Raw genomic sequence first — 12,756 nt, forward strand, 5'->3', positions numbered from 1 at the left:
AGAATGCTAGAGAGAATAAAAGTGAAATATTATTTCATGATACTTCAAGCTGGTGGTTCCAATAGACAACGCTAATTGTTTTCGATAGTTTTTGGTGAGTTGAGGGGCAAGAAATGGCGGAACCGTTTCTATCTGAAATTCGCATTATGTCTTTCGCCTTTGCTCCAAGGGGCTGGGCATTGTGCAATGGGCAACTTCTGCCCATCAATCAGAACCAGGGTTTGTTCTCTCTGCTCGGAACGACGTTCGGTGGCGACGGCCGTGTGAATTTCGCTCTCCCAGACTATCGCGGACGTCTGCCGATACATGTCGGTTCGAGCCATACACTTGGTGAGCGCGGCGGTGAGCCGTCGCACACCCTCTCGATTTCCGAGATCCCCCAGCACACGCATGTTCTGAATGGTTCGAGTTTGAACGGCAACGCGGTCAACCCACGACCGCAGAGCAGCAATGGCACCGTCTTCGCCAAGGATCCTGGCAATGCCTACTCGTCGAGCACCCAAAATTTGGTGGCGTTGAATGCTGGCAGCGTCGCCAATGTCGGTGGCAGCCAGGCGCATCTCAACATGCAACCATTCCTGACGCTCAGCTTTTGCATCGCCCTTCAGGGCATCTTCCCTTCGCCTACCTGAGGAGGCACAGCTATGGCACAGCCTTATGTCGGCGAAGTCCGCATGTTTGCCGGTAACTTCGCACCCGCGGGATGGATGTTCTGCGAGGGGCAGTTGCTGCCGATCTCCGAGAACGAGACACTGTTCAACCTGATCGGCACGACCTATGGCGGCGATGGGGAGAGCACGTTTGCGCTGCCCGACCTGCGCGGCCGGGTGCCGCTGCACCAGGGCAACGGCTTCATCCTGGCGGAAACCGGTGGCGCCGAGGAGATCAATCTCACCGTCGGCCAGATTCCCGCGCATAGCCACCCGCTACTCGGCTCTATGGCGAATGGCGCACAGGCCGCGCCCGACGGTGCTGTTTTGGCCAGTTCGACAGTCATAACTCCTTACGCTCCGGAAACGGCGAATGTTGCCATGGCCCAGGCAGCAGTTCTTTCGATCGGCGGCAGCCAGCCGCACACCAATTTCCAGCCCTACCTCTGTATCAACTTCATTATCTCGCTTTTCGGGATATTCCCGTCGCCGACCTGAGAGGAAGCAATGGCCGACCCCTTCGTCGCCGAAATCCGCATCTTTCCCTTCAACTTCGCGCCCAGGGGCTGGGCGTGGTGCGACGGCCAGCTGCTGCCGCTCTCGCAGAACACAGCCCTGTTCTCGCTGCTTGGCACCACATATGGCGGCAATGGCAAGTCCAACTTCGCCTTGCCCGATCTTCAGGGGCGGACGCCAATGCATCCTGGCCAGGGACCGGGTCTGTCACTCCATGATCTTGGCGAAACTGGTGGATCGGAGACGGTTACGCTGCTCGAATCGGAGATTCCGATGCATGCGCACGCCCTGATGGCCTCGAACGAGGACGGTACCCAGGGCTCGCTGACGGCAGGTGTCACGATGGCAAACTCTGTTGGTGGCATGCTGTACCAGACCAATGTTTCCAGCAATCTGACGCCCATGAATGCGTCTGCCCTCGCTCCCGCCGGCGGCGACGCGCCGCACAACAATCTGCAGCCCTACCTTACCTGCTATTTCTGTATCGCGCTGCAGGGCGTCTTCCCGCCGAGAACCTGACGAATTCCGAGCCAAGCAGGACCAACATCATGGCCAAGAAGGCAGCTCCAAAGTTGAAGTCGAAGGTGACGGCCGGCGCAGCCAAGAAGGCCGCTCCTGCCGCCGCGGTTGCTGCGAAGAAACCAACCGCGGTTGCAGCCAAGGCATCCACCGCAAAGGCGGCGTCTACTTCGGCGACGAAGAAGGCTGCTCTCAAGGCGTCGAGCCCGAAAGCGAAAGCCGCAACGCCCCAACCCAGGAAGGCTCCAACGGCACGCGCGAAAAGGTCGAGCGTTCCGGCGCTGCGGCACCTGCCGCCTGGAACCAAATTCTTCGAGCTGTCGCGGCTGATGGTTGTTGCCATCGACGGCGGCAACAAGCTGGTCCAGAAGGCGCAAAGCGGGCCCAACGGCCCTTGGGCCAAGGCATGGGAGCCGATCGCTCCGGGCACTTACGCGATCATGGCGACGGGCCTGACGCGCGATGGCCGCGTTGCCGTGGTGGCACAGCCATCGGGTGGTCCGCAGCTGGTCTTCATCACCGAAGATGCCAACCAGGTCGGCCCCGTCGAGAAATGGAATGCGCCGGTCAACATCGGCGCTGTGCCGGGCGCCATAGGCTATCAGAGCATGTCGATGGCGCGGGACACCGACGGCCTGATCGAAGTCTTTGTCGTCACCAGCGTCGGGCAGATCTGGTGGATACGGCAGAACCCGCCCAAGCTCGTCGACAAGCGGGTCACCATCACGCCGCCCGGCACCGATAGGCCGATAACGGTAACGGTTCAGGAGCAAGCGCCGCCCGACAAGCCCTGGAGCGACTGGCAGCAGATTCCGGGCGGCCTAGTCGCCATTTCCGCCCGGCGCCAGGGCGACGGCCGCATCGTCCTGTTCGGCATCAATTCGACGCTCAATCTCTACCGCTGCCAGCAATCAGTCGCGCGCACGACCAATTCAGGCGAATGGACGCCGTGGGTGATGATGAACACACCCACGACGGGCACGTTCATCGCCATGGCGCCGGTGCTCGGTCCGAGTGGAGGGCTCAACTTCTTCGGCCTGACCAGTAACGGCCAAGTGGTGCACACAAGGCAGCAGCCGGCGGGCTCGGAGACCTGGACGCCATGGGCGACGCCGGGTTTCTCGCGCACCGGCATCAACACGCTCGCCAGCGGCATACAGGGCGACAACGATATCGTGCTTGTCGCCAGCGATCACAACCTCATCCACCAGTTCAACGCGCAAAACAGCGCCCGCACCCAGAACTGGACCGGCTGGCGTGATTTCTCCAGGTCGGACGCGCGTGTCGAGTTCAAGCTCGACTACAATGCCGACGGGCGGCTGATGCTGTTCAGCCACGCGGCCGCGGCGCCGGCCGGGGGCGGATTGTGGGCCAAACGCCAGACCGCGCTGGACGGCACGGAATGGGACATCGATTGGGAGCAACTGGCCGATGGCGGTATCCGTCGCTTCTCGGTGGTGCGCGACCTGACGCCGCCGAGCTGATGACCGCGAGCCTGGCACGCAAAGCCGAGGCGGGTTCGGCGAGCGGTCTTCAATCCTGGCGTAGGTCGCGAGAGGCCGGGCTGAGCTTTTGGCCAGCCGGCGACGCGGACCTGCCCTTCCTGTCGCAGCTTTACGCCTCGACACGCCGTGAAGAGCTAGCGTTGACGGGCTGGTCCGAGGAGCAGAAGCGCTTTTTCCTGGCTCAGCAGTTCGCGGCCCAGCACAGCCACTACACGCAACATTATGCCGGCGCTGAGCGGCTCGTCATAAATGTTGGCGGGAGCTCTATCGGCCGGCTCTATCTCGCGCGCTGGCACGACGAGCACCGCATCGTCGACGTTGCCCTGATGCCGGAGGCGTGCGGCCGGGGCTATGGAACGGCAATTCTCGGGGATGCCCTCGACGAAGCTTTCGAGGCGGGCAAGCGTGCCTCGATCCATGTCGAAAAGAACAACCCGGCGAAGCGGCTTTATCTACGGCTGGGTTTCCAGGTTATCGAGGACAAGGGCGTCTACGATCTGATGGCCTGCTTCCCGTCCGGCCCACAGCCGTCATGACGACGTCAGTTGAATACGGCTTCGTAGAACAAAGCCGTCGCGTCAGCCGACACGGGCACGATGAAGATGTCGTCGGCGAAACCGTTGCCGACAAACCGGTAGGTCGCCTGCTGCAGGGCCGCGTCGCGGGGGCCCTTGAAGAGCAGCGAGAAGCCGCCACCCGCGCGGGAACTCGAGGAGAGCGAGCGGACCGCGTTCAGTTCGAGCTGAAGCTGCGTGCCGCCGGTATCGACGGTGAATGTCTGCCCGACAGAGCTTTCGAAGTCCGAAGCCGAAATCATCTGGTCCGCCCTGTAGCGTATCATTTGCGAAACACCCAATCTTGCTGCTTGCTAGTGTCCTGTCCATAGCCGCAGTACAGTTTTGCGACGTTGCCAACTCATGAGAGCATATCAAGACGATCGCACTGTCGCCTTGCGATCCGAGCCGCCGAAGGACTTGAACGATGACTGAATCGACGACCGAAACGAAAGCCGTGGAAGATGCCGCGGCCGCCGGCTTGCCGCTGTTTTATTCCAGGCCCGAGGCGCTCAACCCGGCACGGCACGGCTCGCTCGGCCTGGCGGCACGCAGCGATTTTTCCTTCGCGCGCCAGGCCCATGCGATCCCTGTCGTGGCGTCCGAAATGCCGGCGGCGATGCGCTCCTATCCGATCGTCTTCATCGGAGCCGCCAAGGCGCCTGTCGTCATCACCGGATTGCGCCAGAACGAGAACCTCTTCGTCGAGGCAAGCGGCAAGTGGCTCGAGCCGCATTACATTCCGGCCTATGTCCGTCGCTATCCCTTCATTCTCGCGGACGATGCGGGAGCGGGCACCGGTCGGCTGACCTTGTGCGTCGACCGCGCCAGCGAGCGCGTCGCCGAAATTTCGTCTGGCGCGAGCAAGGTCGCGCCCTTTTTCGACGGCTCGGGGGCCAGCGAGGCGAGCAAGCAGGCCCTCGCATTTTGCAACCAGTTCCAGATCGATTTCAACGCCACGCGCGCCATGGTCGACAAGATCGACGCGCACGGCCTGTTCGCGCCGCGCCAGAGCACTGTCACACTGGAAGGTGGCGAAGTGCTGAACGTCACCGATTTCCAGGTCATCGACGAGCCGGCGTTCAACAAGCTCCCCGATGAGGCGTTCGTTGACCTGCGCAAGTCCGGTGCGCTCGGGCTGGTCTATTGCCACCTGGCTTCGACCAACAGCTGGACCTCGCTTGTTTTCCAGGCCTCGCTGCGGCGCCTGGGCACTGCTGCCTGATTTTCGGTGTCACGGTGAAGTTGTAAGAGCTGCTGTCCTAGCGGGCTCTTGTTAGCGCCGTACTGATCCCCAAAGCTTGTTGGCGCGGCCATTGAACGGAACGAATTCCTGTCTGCACCGTTCCCATTTGGTTGCAGAAGGAAAAATCATGGCTGACACCCCTAAGACCGAAGTCCCGAGCATCGATGGCATCCAAAAGTCGGTCGAAAAGCAAATCTCCGAGCTGCGCAAAGAGATCGCCAAAATCAACAAATCCCTTGCCGACCGCAGCGTCGAGCTTGCCGCCGAAGCACGCGACACCGCCAATGTGGCCATTGAGGAGGCGTCGACGCGAGCGTCGCGAGCGGCTCAGCAACTTCGTACCCAGGCCCAGTCCGTTTCCGAGGCCGCCCGTGAGAACCCGGGCACAACTGGTCTCGTGGTTGGCCTGGCGGGTTTCGTTGGGTTCATGATCGGCTTTGCCATCGCGAAAGGCTCAAACGATCAGCATGGCCGCTGGTATTGAGCGTACCACCGCGCCATGAGCAGGCGCGCCAATCCATTCACTCCCCTAGGAGAACCACATGGCCTCATCAGTCCTCATAGGCATTCTGATTACATTCCTGGTGATCGTGCTTGTGCTCTATCTGGTTCAGCGCCTGCCGATCGACGCCAAGATGCGGCAGATTGCTCAGATAATAGTGATCATCATCGGCATCATCTCGCTGCTCAAATACCTGGCTGTCTTTTAGCCAGCAGCGGCACGACGATAAAAAGGGGCGGCTGTCGAGCCGCCTTTTTCATAATCAAACATAGGTCAGATATTGCCCTGCGGCGCGCAGGGCTGGTGCATGGTTCACCTGATATCCGTCGGTCGATCCTATTGTCACAGTACGTGGGACAGAAACTCCCGCGTCCGCGGCGATTGCGGGTTGGCGATCATCTCCCGGGGTTCGCCTCGCTCCTCGACGACACCGCGGTCCATGAAGATCAATTGGTCGCCGACCTCGCGGGCAAAGCCGATCTCGTGGGTGACGACGACCATCGTCATGCCGCTTTCGGCAAGGTCGCGCATGACCACCAGCACTTCGCCGACAAGTTCCGGATCAAGTGCCGAGGTCGGCTCGTCGAACAGCAGGACCTTGGGATTCATCGCCAGCGCGCGGGCGATCGCCACGCGCTGCTGCTGCCCGCCCGAGAGCTGGCGCGGATAGGCGTCCGCCTTGGCCGAAAGCCCGACACGCTCGAGCAGCGCATGGGCCTTGTCCTTGGCTTCGGCCTTGGACAGGCCCTTCACCATCATCGGCGCCTCAATCAGGTTTTCCAGCGCGGTCATGTGCGAGAACAGGTTGAACGACTGAAACACCATGCCGATGTCAGCGCGGCGCTGGCACAGCAGTCTGTTGTTGACCTCATAGAGCTTGCCGTGGCGTAGGTCGTAGCCGACGAACTCGCCATCGACCAGCAGCACGCCGCCGCTGACCTCCTCCAGGTGGTTGATGCAGCGCAGGAACGTGCTCTTGCCCGAACCCGACGGGCCAATGACGCAGGCGACCGATCCTGTGGGCACGTTGAGGTCGATGCCTTTCAGCACCTCGACCGCGCCGAAGGATTTGCGCACGCCGCGGGCGAACACCATGGAATTGTCGGGCACGCCGAAGCGGGCCTGGTTTTCTGCTTTCGATGTCATGCCGGCTGTGCCACCCGTCCGAACCTGAAGGCGCGTTTCAGCATACCGGCCAATGAGACGCCCTGCTGCTGGTCGCTCCTGCCGTAATACTGTTCGATGTAGTGCTGGCCGATCGACAGGATGGTGACGACGAACAGATACCAGAACGCCACCACGATCAGCAGCGGGATCGTCTCGAAGGTGCGGGCATAGATGCTCTGCGCCGCATAAAGCAGGTCGTTGACCGCGATGATGGTGACCAGCGATGTCGTCTTCAAAAGGTTGATCGTCTCATTGCCGGTTGGTGGCACGATGAAGCGCATCGCCTGGGGCAGCGTGATGCGGCGCAGGATCAGCCGGTGGTTCATGCCGAGGCTGCCGGCGGCCTCTGTCTGCCCTGATGCCACCGAGTTGATGCCGGCGCGCACGATCTCGGCCATGTAGCCGGCTTCATGCAGCGACAGTGCCACAACCGCGGCAACGAATGGCGTCATGAAGTCGTTGGTCTTGACCGTGAACAGCGTGCCGACGAACGGCAGCGTGAGTGAAAACTCGCGCACGATCAGCGACAGGTTGAACCAGAAGATCAGCTGGATCAGCGCCGGTGCGCCGCGGAAGAACCAGATATAGGCGCTGGCGAATGCGTTGAGGATGCGGCTCGGCGACAGCCGCATGATGGCGACAATGGTGCCGATGATGATGGCCAGCACCATAATGGTGACCGTCAGCACCAACGTCTGGCCAAGGCCGCGCAGGATCGAGGGATGGAACAGGTACTTGCCGACGGTCGGCCAGTCGAACGCCGGGTTGGTGGCGAGCGCCTTGAGGATGAGCGCAAGTATGGCCAGCGTGATCGCGGTTCCGACCCACAGGCCGTAATGGCGCAGCGGAACGACGGTCAGCGCCTCCGGCGGCGGTGCTTGCGTTTCGGCCCGGTTCATTCAGCCGCCCTCTCAAACAGTATGGGTGGCCGGCGAGCAGTCCTGCCTCGCCGGCCTTGTCGATTATTTGCGGATCTTGTCGGCGCTGTCGACGACGTAGGCTTCCTCGATCATCGCGCTCGTCATGCCGTACTTGGCCATGATCGTCTTGTAGGTGCCGTTCTTGATCAGCTCGTTGACGCCGGCGGCCAGCATGTCGCCCGTTTCCTTGTCGCCCTTCGGGATGGCGATGCCGAGCGGGGCCACGTCATACAGACCCGGAACGACCACCATCTGGCCCTTGCTTGTCACTTCGAAGTAGCCCGACGCGGTGGCGTCGTCGAGGCGGGCGTCGATGCGATCGGAAAGTGCTGCCTGGATGATGTCCTTGCCTTCCGGGAAGATGCTCTTGGCGATCTCGGGCAGGCCCTTTTCCTTGCATTCGCCGCTCAGCCGGTCGGCGATGAAGTCCGACACCGCGCCGCCGATGACGCCGACGCGCTTGCCGCACAGATTGTTCTCGCCCTGGAACTGCGACGTCTTGTCGGCGGTCGTCGAGGCGACGATGCCGGACTTGATGAACATCACGAAATCGACCTGCTTCAGACGCTCGTCGGTGGCGGCGAAGGTTTCCCAGGCTACCTTGAAGCGGCCAGCGGCAAGACCGGGCACCATCGATGGGAAAGGAATGCGGGTGACTTCAAGCTCGGCGCCGAGCAGGTTGGCCGTCTCCTCAGCCAGTTCGATGTTGATGCCGACCTGCTTGCCGTTCTCGTCGATGAATTCAAACGGCGCGTATTCGAGCGTATTGGCGATGATCAGCTTGCCGGTGTCCTTGACCTCGGCCGACTTCGGCAGTTCGGCAGCGGCAAGCGTGCCGGCGCCTGCAACCAGGGCCGTGGCAGCCTTCGCGGCAAATGTCGTGCCGCGCAGAAGCGAAAGTTGATGCATCTAGTTCCTCCTCATGATGCTGGGATGACCGGCGGCGGTTGCCCCTGGCTTCGTCCTTGTGACTGCATTCCCCTCGAACGGCGCGGAACGCGCTTCTTGTCTGGTGGCCGTCACGTCAGAACTAAATTCTGATATTGAAATGTATTTTTACAGTCGATGAATTGTCAAGCGAGCAGCCCTGCCCGGCACCATATTTCGCGCCGCGATCGCGCGGTTTTCCTGTCGCTTCGCCTGCCCGTCAGAACCGCAGCGACCTCAGTCCTACCGTCCGGTCGATGATCAGGATCGCGGCAAAGGTCATGAAGATGCTGAGCGAGGCGATGGCTGCGGCGGTCGGATCGAAATTAAAGCGCAGATAGTCGAACAGTTCGAGCGGCAGCGTGTTCTTGCCGAGCGATTTCAGCAGCAGCGAAATGTTGAAGATGTCGAAGGAGATGACGAAGGCAAACAGGCAACCGGTGATGATGCCGGGCTTGATGGCCGGCAGCGTCACGCGCCTGAAGGTCATCCAGCCGCCGGCGCCGAGGCTGCGCGCTGCTTCCTCCTGCGAACGGTCGAAGTTGAACAGTGCTGAGGACACGTTGAGGAAGACATAAGGGAAGGTGACCACGATGTGGCCGATCTGGATGCCGATCGAATAGTCGGTGCCAATGCGGATTTCGTAGAAGTAGAACAGCAGCGCGATCGCCGTCAGGATCTCGGGCACCAGAAGCGGCGATGTCATCAGCAGGCGGATGTAATCGCGGGCGACCGTCGCATGTCGCGCGACGTAGATCGCGGCCAGCGTGCCGATGACGCCATTGACGATTGTCGACGTCGCGGCGATCTGGAGCGAATAGAGCGTGGCATCGAGGAAGCGCTTGTTTGAAAACAGCGCCTCGAACCAGCGCAGCGAAAAGCCTTCGAGCGGGAAGGCGAGGAACTCGCCCGAATTGAACGACAGCACGACCACCAGCACGATCGGGAACATCAGGAAGATGTAGATCGCCGCGACCAGCGCCGTGAACAACCGGTCCCAGATGGTCTTTTCGACGCCGCTCGATGCGCGTGTCATGGCAGCCTCCGCATCGCACGTGCCGTGAGCCGGAGATAGAGCCCGACGAAGAGGACGGCCACCGCCGCCATGATGATGGCGAGCGCGGCACCTGCCGGCCAGCGGAAATTGTCGACCAGATACTGCACCACCAGCACCGACATGGTGCGCCCACCCGTGCCGCCGAGCATGGCGGGCGTGACATAGGCGCTGATCGACAGCACGAACACCAGGATTGTGCCGGCCTGGATGCCGGGCATGCTGAGTGGCAACGTCACCTTCCAGAAGGTGCGCATGCGCGAGGCGCCGAGCGAGCGCGACGCCATGGCAAGGTCCGGGCTGATCGCCTGCAGGTTGCCGAGCAAAGGCAGGATGATGAAGGGCAGGAAGACATGCGTCAGCGCGATTGTCACGCCGAGCGGATTGTTCATCAGCTGGAGCGGGAAGTTGATCAGGCCGACTGCCTGAAGCGCCTGGTTGGCGACGCCGTTGTTGGACAGGATGATCATCCAGGCAAAGGTCCGCACCACCAGCCCGACGAGCAGCGGCGACAAGACGAAGATGTAGAGCAGGCTCGTCCAGCGCGACCGCGACTTTGCGAGGTGATAGGCGACGGGGTAGCCGAGCAGCAGCGAAATGACGGTGACGGTGGCGCCGATCAGCAAGGTCCGGCCGAGGATGCCCCAGATGTAGAGGTCGCCAAGAGCGGTGGTGTAATGCGCCAGTGTGAAGCCGTCGCCATAGACGGCGCGGGTCGAGGCCTCGCGCAGGCTCATGGTGATGATCGTCAGGTACGGAAGCGCAAAGAAGCCGATGAGCAGCACTAGCGCCGGCACGACCATCCAGCTGGCACTGCCGCGATTGCCGCGGCCTTCGAGGCGCGGAGCTGCTCCGACCGCACTCATGATGCGAGCAGCCATGTGTCGCGCGCGGCGAAGCGCAGCGTGACCTGTTCGCCGACGTCGAGCGGGTTGCGGCCGCCGACGTCGACGACGATGCGGTCGCCGCTGCCGAGCTTGACGGCGAGCTGGTTGGCGCTGCCCTGGTAGATCGAGTTGATCACGGCGCCGGCGAGCGCGTTCTCGCCGTGGCCGGCCTCCCCTGCCCCTTGCTGATGGCCTGTGCCGGCCTCATGCCTGAGCGTGCGGATGTTCTCCGGCCGGATCATGATCCTGACGTCGGTGCCCTTGGCCAGGCCCGCCGGGCCTGTCGTGCCGAGGCTGCCGCAAGGCGTGTCGACCTTGTAGCTGTCCTGGCCGAGCGCCTCGGCGATCTTGCCCGATATGGTGTTGGAGCGGCCGATGAAGCCGGCAACAGATTGCGAGGTGGGCCGTTCATAGATCTCGCGCGGCGAGCCGAACTGCGAAATCGTGCCAGCACTCATCACCACGATCTTGTCCGACATGACCATCGCCTCGGCCTGGTCATGGGTGACGTAGATGCTGGTGATGCCGACGCGCTGCTGCAGGTCGCGGATGAAGAAGCGCATCTCGTCGCGCAAGGTTGCGTCGAGATTGGCCAGCGGCTCGTCGAGCAGCAGCACCGAGGGTTCGATGACAAGCGCACGGGCCAGCGCCACGCGCTGCTGCTGGCCTCCGGAAAGCTCGCGCGGATAGCGCTTGTCGTAGCCTTCGAGGCGCACCATGGCGAGAACGTCGGCGATGCGCCGCTGGCGGTTGGGCACCGAGACCTTGCGCACTTCAAGCCCGAAGCTGAGGTTTTCGGCAACCGTCATGTGTGGAAACAGCGCGTAGGACTGGAACACCATGCCGATGTCGCGCTGCTCGGGCAATGCGCGCGTCACGTCGCGGTCGCCGAACAGGATGCGGCCGCTGTCTGGTTGCTCGAAGCCGGCGATGCAGCGCAGCGTCGTCGTCTTGCCGCAGCCGCTTGGCCCCAGCAGGGAAACGAACTCGCCCTGGCCGATCGGGATCGATATGTCCTTCAGGATGTGCAGGTTGCCATACCGCTTGTTGATACGGTCGATGGTCAGTGCGGTCATCCGATGTCCTCGCGGTTCGCGGCCGGGAGGTGGGGGCCCCTCCCGGCCATTACGTCGTTGCCGGTCGTGGCGTGGCTACGCCATCTCCCGGTTCCAGCGGTCGGCGATTTCGGCCGCCCTGTCGACGTAGCTGTCCCAGTCGTAGCTCTTGATCTCGGCCATGCGCGGGCCGACGATCGGGGTGCGTGCCTTCATCGCGTCGTCCACCACGGACTCGCTGTTGCTGGGCGAGGTGTAGAAGGCCTTGGCCATGTCCTGCTGGACCTTGGCGTCTAGGATGTAGTTCAGGTAGGCGTGCGCGGCGTCCTTCTCGGCGCCGCTGGCAACCAGGTTGAACGATTGCTCGAAGGCCAGCACGCCCTCCTTGGGAGCAACGATCGCAACCGGCGCGCCCTTGTCCTGCAGCGTCATGATCTCGGTCCAGTCGACCGGGGCGATGATGGCGTCGCCGCGGATCAGGGCGGTCGCCACCTCGCCGCTCCACGAGGCCTGCGTGAAGGGCAGCAGTTCCTTGATCTTGGCAAAGGCGGTGTCGAAATCGTCGGGTCCGCTGCCAAACAGCTCGGCGACCAGGCGCAGGAACAGCACCGCGCCGGTGTTGCCGATCTGGTAGAGGCCGGTCTTGCCCTTGAACTCGGGGTTTTCCCAGAGGTCGTGCCAGGAGGTCGGCGCGGTCTTCACCAGGTCGGTGCGGTAGGCCAGGCCGATAGGCGAAACGATGGCGCGGATGCCCTTGGCGTCCTTGTTGATGAACTGCGGGAATGTCTTCGCCGCGTTCGGCACCTTGGCGAGGTCGAAGGGCTCGAAGAAACCCTCGGCGCGCAGCACCGCGGCGATATTCTCGTTGCCCATGAAGATGCTGTAGGGAGAGCGACCGCCGCCGGCTCGGATCTTGGCGACGAAGTCCTTGCCAAGCCCGACGTCGAGCTGTGGCTGGATGCCGGTGGCCGAGGTGAGGCCAGGCAGCAGCTTCTCTTCCCAGAATTTGGCCCACAGCCCGCCATAGGTCGGAACGACCAGTGGGGACTGCGCCGCGGCAAGCCGCGGCAGGGTCATCGAGGCAATAGCCGTCGTCATACCGACGGCGAATTCACGCCTTGTCAGCTTCATCGGAATTATCTCCCATGTTCCCACTGAAGTTCTTATTGTGGCTTGCGTCGCGGGTCGAAAGCGCAGCCCTATTGGATCGAAGGCTTGCATTTTCCGATCAGGCGGTCAACAATTTAGATATTG

Annotated in this window: 16 protein-coding genes; 8 read left to right on the forward strand and 8 right to left on the reverse strand. The window is 62.2% G+C overall.

Features of this window, described 5'->3' with window-relative positions; translation table 11 throughout:
* Positions 1 to 113 precede the first annotated feature (113 nt).
* The 5 genes from J1C56_RS14310 to J1C56_RS14330 are packed head-to-tail and all read left to right on the forward strand — an operon-like array spanning position 114 to position 3,726.
* Positions 114 to 632, forward strand: a complete 519-nt coding sequence (locus J1C56_RS14310; protein ID WP_214390462.1) for a phage tail protein — start codon at positions 114 to 116, stop codon at positions 630 to 632.
* Positions 633 to 644: 12 nt separating this feature from the next.
* Positions 645 to 1,148, forward strand: a complete 504-nt coding sequence (locus J1C56_RS14315; RefSeq protein ID WP_214390464.1) for a phage tail protein — start codon at positions 645 to 647, stop codon at positions 1,146 to 1,148.
* Positions 1,149 to 1,157: 9 nt separating this feature from the next.
* On the forward strand, positions 1,158 to 1,685 hold the full coding sequence (locus J1C56_RS14320) for a phage tail protein (protein WP_214390466.1): 528 nt from the start codon (positions 1,158 to 1,160) through the stop codon (positions 1,683 to 1,685).
* Between the two features lie 29 nt (positions 1,686 to 1,714).
* Positions 1,715 to 3,169, forward strand: a complete 1,455-nt coding sequence (locus J1C56_RS14325) for a DUF8189 domain-containing protein (protein WP_214390468.1) — start codon at positions 1,715 to 1,717, stop codon at positions 3,167 to 3,169.
* Positions 3,169 to 3,726 (forward strand): GNAT family N-acetyltransferase, encoded by a 558-nt coding sequence (locus tag J1C56_RS14330; protein ID WP_214390470.1) that lies wholly within the window; start codon positions 3,169 to 3,171, stop codon positions 3,724 to 3,726. Before J1C56_RS14325 ends, J1C56_RS14330 begins: the two co-directional genes overlap by 1 nt.
* Positions 3,727 to 3,731: 5 nt before the next feature.
* On the opposite strand, the gene J1C56_RS14335 is transcribed toward J1C56_RS14330, so the two are convergent.
* Positions 3,732 to 4,031 carry a DUF6916 family protein gene (locus J1C56_RS14335; RefSeq protein ID WP_246591378.1) on the reverse strand — a complete coding sequence of 100 codons (300 nt, stop codon included), beginning with the start codon at positions 4,029 to 4,031 and terminating at the stop codon, positions 3,732 to 3,734.
* A 140-nt stretch (positions 4,032 to 4,171) separates the two neighbouring features.
* On the opposite strand from J1C56_RS14335, the gene J1C56_RS14340 reads away from it, so the two are divergent.
* The 3 genes from J1C56_RS14340 to J1C56_RS14350 all read left to right on the forward strand — a co-directional run bounded on the left by J1C56_RS14340 (position 4,172) and on the right by J1C56_RS14350 (position 5,700).
* The gene (locus J1C56_RS14340) at positions 4,172 to 4,969 is read left to right on the forward strand and encodes a SapC family protein (RefSeq protein WP_214390472.1); all 798 of its coding nucleotides are present in this window, start codon (positions 4,172 to 4,174) and stop codon (positions 4,967 to 4,969) included.
* 148 nt (positions 4,970 to 5,117) lie between these two features.
* On the forward strand, positions 5,118 to 5,474 hold the full coding sequence (locus tag J1C56_RS14345; RefSeq protein ID WP_214390474.1) for an ElaB/YgaM/YqjD family protein: 357 nt from the start codon (positions 5,118 to 5,120) through the stop codon (positions 5,472 to 5,474).
* Positions 5,475 to 5,532: 58 nt separating this feature from the next.
* Positions 5,533 to 5,700 (forward strand): Thivi_2564 family membrane protein, encoded by a 168-nt coding sequence (locus J1C56_RS14350; protein ID WP_214390475.1) that lies wholly within the window; start codon positions 5,533 to 5,535, stop codon positions 5,698 to 5,700.
* Positions 5,701 to 5,834: 134 nt separating this feature from the next.
* On the opposite strand, the gene J1C56_RS14355 is transcribed toward J1C56_RS14350, so the two are convergent.
* The 7 genes from J1C56_RS14355 to J1C56_RS14385 form a co-directional block, all read right to left on the reverse strand.
* On the reverse strand, positions 5,835 to 6,638 hold the full coding sequence (locus J1C56_RS14355) for an amino acid ABC transporter ATP-binding protein (protein ID WP_275945151.1): 804 nt from the start codon (positions 6,636 to 6,638) through the stop codon (positions 5,835 to 5,837).
* On the reverse strand, positions 6,635 to 7,558 hold the full coding sequence (locus tag J1C56_RS14360) for an amino acid ABC transporter permease (RefSeq protein WP_214390477.1): 924 nt from the start codon (positions 7,556 to 7,558) through the stop codon (positions 6,635 to 6,637). Before J1C56_RS14360 ends, J1C56_RS14355 begins: the two co-directional genes overlap by 4 nt.
* A gap of 63 nt (positions 7,559 to 7,621) precedes the next feature.
* Positions 7,622 to 8,488 carry an ABC transporter substrate-binding protein gene (locus J1C56_RS14365; protein ID WP_246591379.1) on the reverse strand — a complete coding sequence of 289 codons (867 nt, stop codon included), beginning with the start codon at positions 8,486 to 8,488 and terminating at the stop codon, positions 7,622 to 7,624.
* Positions 8,489 to 8,726: 238 nt separating this feature from the next.
* Complete coding sequence (locus J1C56_RS14370) at positions 8,727 to 9,542, reverse strand: ABC transporter permease (RefSeq protein WP_214390479.1); 816 nt, start codon at positions 9,540 to 9,542, stop codon at positions 8,727 to 8,729.
* Positions 9,539 to 10,441, reverse strand: a complete 903-nt coding sequence (locus tag J1C56_RS14375; protein ID WP_246591380.1) for an ABC transporter permease — start codon at positions 10,439 to 10,441, stop codon at positions 9,539 to 9,541. Before J1C56_RS14375 ends, J1C56_RS14370 begins: the two co-directional genes overlap by 4 nt.
* Positions 10,423 to 11,523: an ABC transporter ATP-binding protein gene (locus J1C56_RS14380; protein WP_214390481.1), complete on the reverse strand. Its 1,101-nt coding sequence runs from the start codon at positions 11,521 to 11,523 to the stop codon at positions 10,423 to 10,425. Before J1C56_RS14380 ends, J1C56_RS14375 begins: the two co-directional genes overlap by 19 nt.
* A 75-nt stretch (positions 11,524 to 11,598) precedes the next feature.
* Positions 11,599 to 12,633: an ABC transporter substrate-binding protein gene (locus tag J1C56_RS14385; RefSeq protein ID WP_214390483.1), complete on the reverse strand. Its 1,035-nt coding sequence runs from the start codon at positions 12,631 to 12,633 to the stop codon at positions 11,599 to 11,601.
* Positions 12,634 to 12,756 lie beyond the last annotated feature (123 nt).

It is taken from the genome of Aminobacter anthyllidis (assembly GCF_018555685.1).
Taxonomy (GTDB): Bacteria; Pseudomonadota; Alphaproteobacteria; order Rhizobiales; family Rhizobiaceae; genus Aminobacter; species Aminobacter anthyllidis.

Bases quoted from the DNA above. Each gene is read 5' to 3' on its own strand.
- J1C56_RS14310 (WP_214390462.1), top strand. From the start codon at position 114: ATGGCGGAACCGTTTCTATCTGAAATTCGCATTATGTCTTTCGCCTTT.
- J1C56_RS14315 (WP_214390464.1), top strand. From the start codon at position 645: ATGGCACAGCCTTATGTCGGCGAAGTCCGCATGTTTGCCGGTAACTTC.
- J1C56_RS14320 (WP_214390466.1), top strand. From the start codon at position 1,158: ATGGCCGACCCCTTCGTCGCCGAAATCCGCATCTTTCCCTTCAACTTC.
- J1C56_RS14325 (WP_214390468.1), top strand. From the start codon at position 1,715: ATGGCCAAGAAGGCAGCTCCAAAGTTGAAGTCGAAGGTGACGGCCGGC.
- J1C56_RS14330 (WP_214390470.1), top strand. From the start codon at position 3,169: ATGACCGCGAGCCTGGCACGCAAAGCCGAGGCGGGTTCGGCGAGCGGT.
- J1C56_RS14335 (WP_246591378.1), bottom strand. From the start codon at position 4,031: ATGATACGCTACAGGGCGGACCAGATGATTTCGGCTTCGGACTTCGAA.
- J1C56_RS14340 (WP_214390472.1), top strand. From the start codon at position 4,172: ATGACTGAATCGACGACCGAAACGAAAGCCGTGGAAGATGCCGCGGCC.
- J1C56_RS14345 (WP_214390474.1), top strand. From the start codon at position 5,118: ATGGCTGACACCCCTAAGACCGAAGTCCCGAGCATCGATGGCATCCAA.
- J1C56_RS14350 (WP_214390475.1), top strand. From the start codon at position 5,533: ATGGCCTCATCAGTCCTCATAGGCATTCTGATTACATTCCTGGTGATC.
- J1C56_RS14355 (WP_275945151.1), bottom strand. From the start codon at position 6,638: ATGACATCGAAAGCAGAAAACCAGGCCCGCTTCGGCGTGCCCGACAAT.
- J1C56_RS14360 (WP_214390477.1), bottom strand. From the start codon at position 7,558: ATGAACCGGGCCGAAACGCAAGCACCGCCGCCGGAGGCGCTGACCGTC.
- J1C56_RS14365 (WP_246591379.1), bottom strand. From the start codon at position 8,488: ATGCATCAACTTTCGCTTCTGCGCGGCACGACATTTGCCGCGAAGGCT.
- J1C56_RS14370 (WP_214390479.1), bottom strand. From the start codon at position 9,542: ATGACACGCGCATCGAGCGGCGTCGAAAAGACCATCTGGGACCGGTTG.
- J1C56_RS14375 (WP_246591380.1), bottom strand. From the start codon at position 10,441: ATGGCTGCTCGCATCATGAGTGCGGTCGGAGCAGCTCCGCGCCTCGAA.
- J1C56_RS14380 (WP_214390481.1), bottom strand. From the start codon at position 11,523: ATGACCGCACTGACCATCGACCGTATCAACAAGCGGTATGGCAACCTG.
- J1C56_RS14385 (WP_214390483.1), bottom strand. From the start codon at position 12,633: ATGAAGCTGACAAGGCGTGAATTCGCCGTCGGTATGACGACGGCTATT.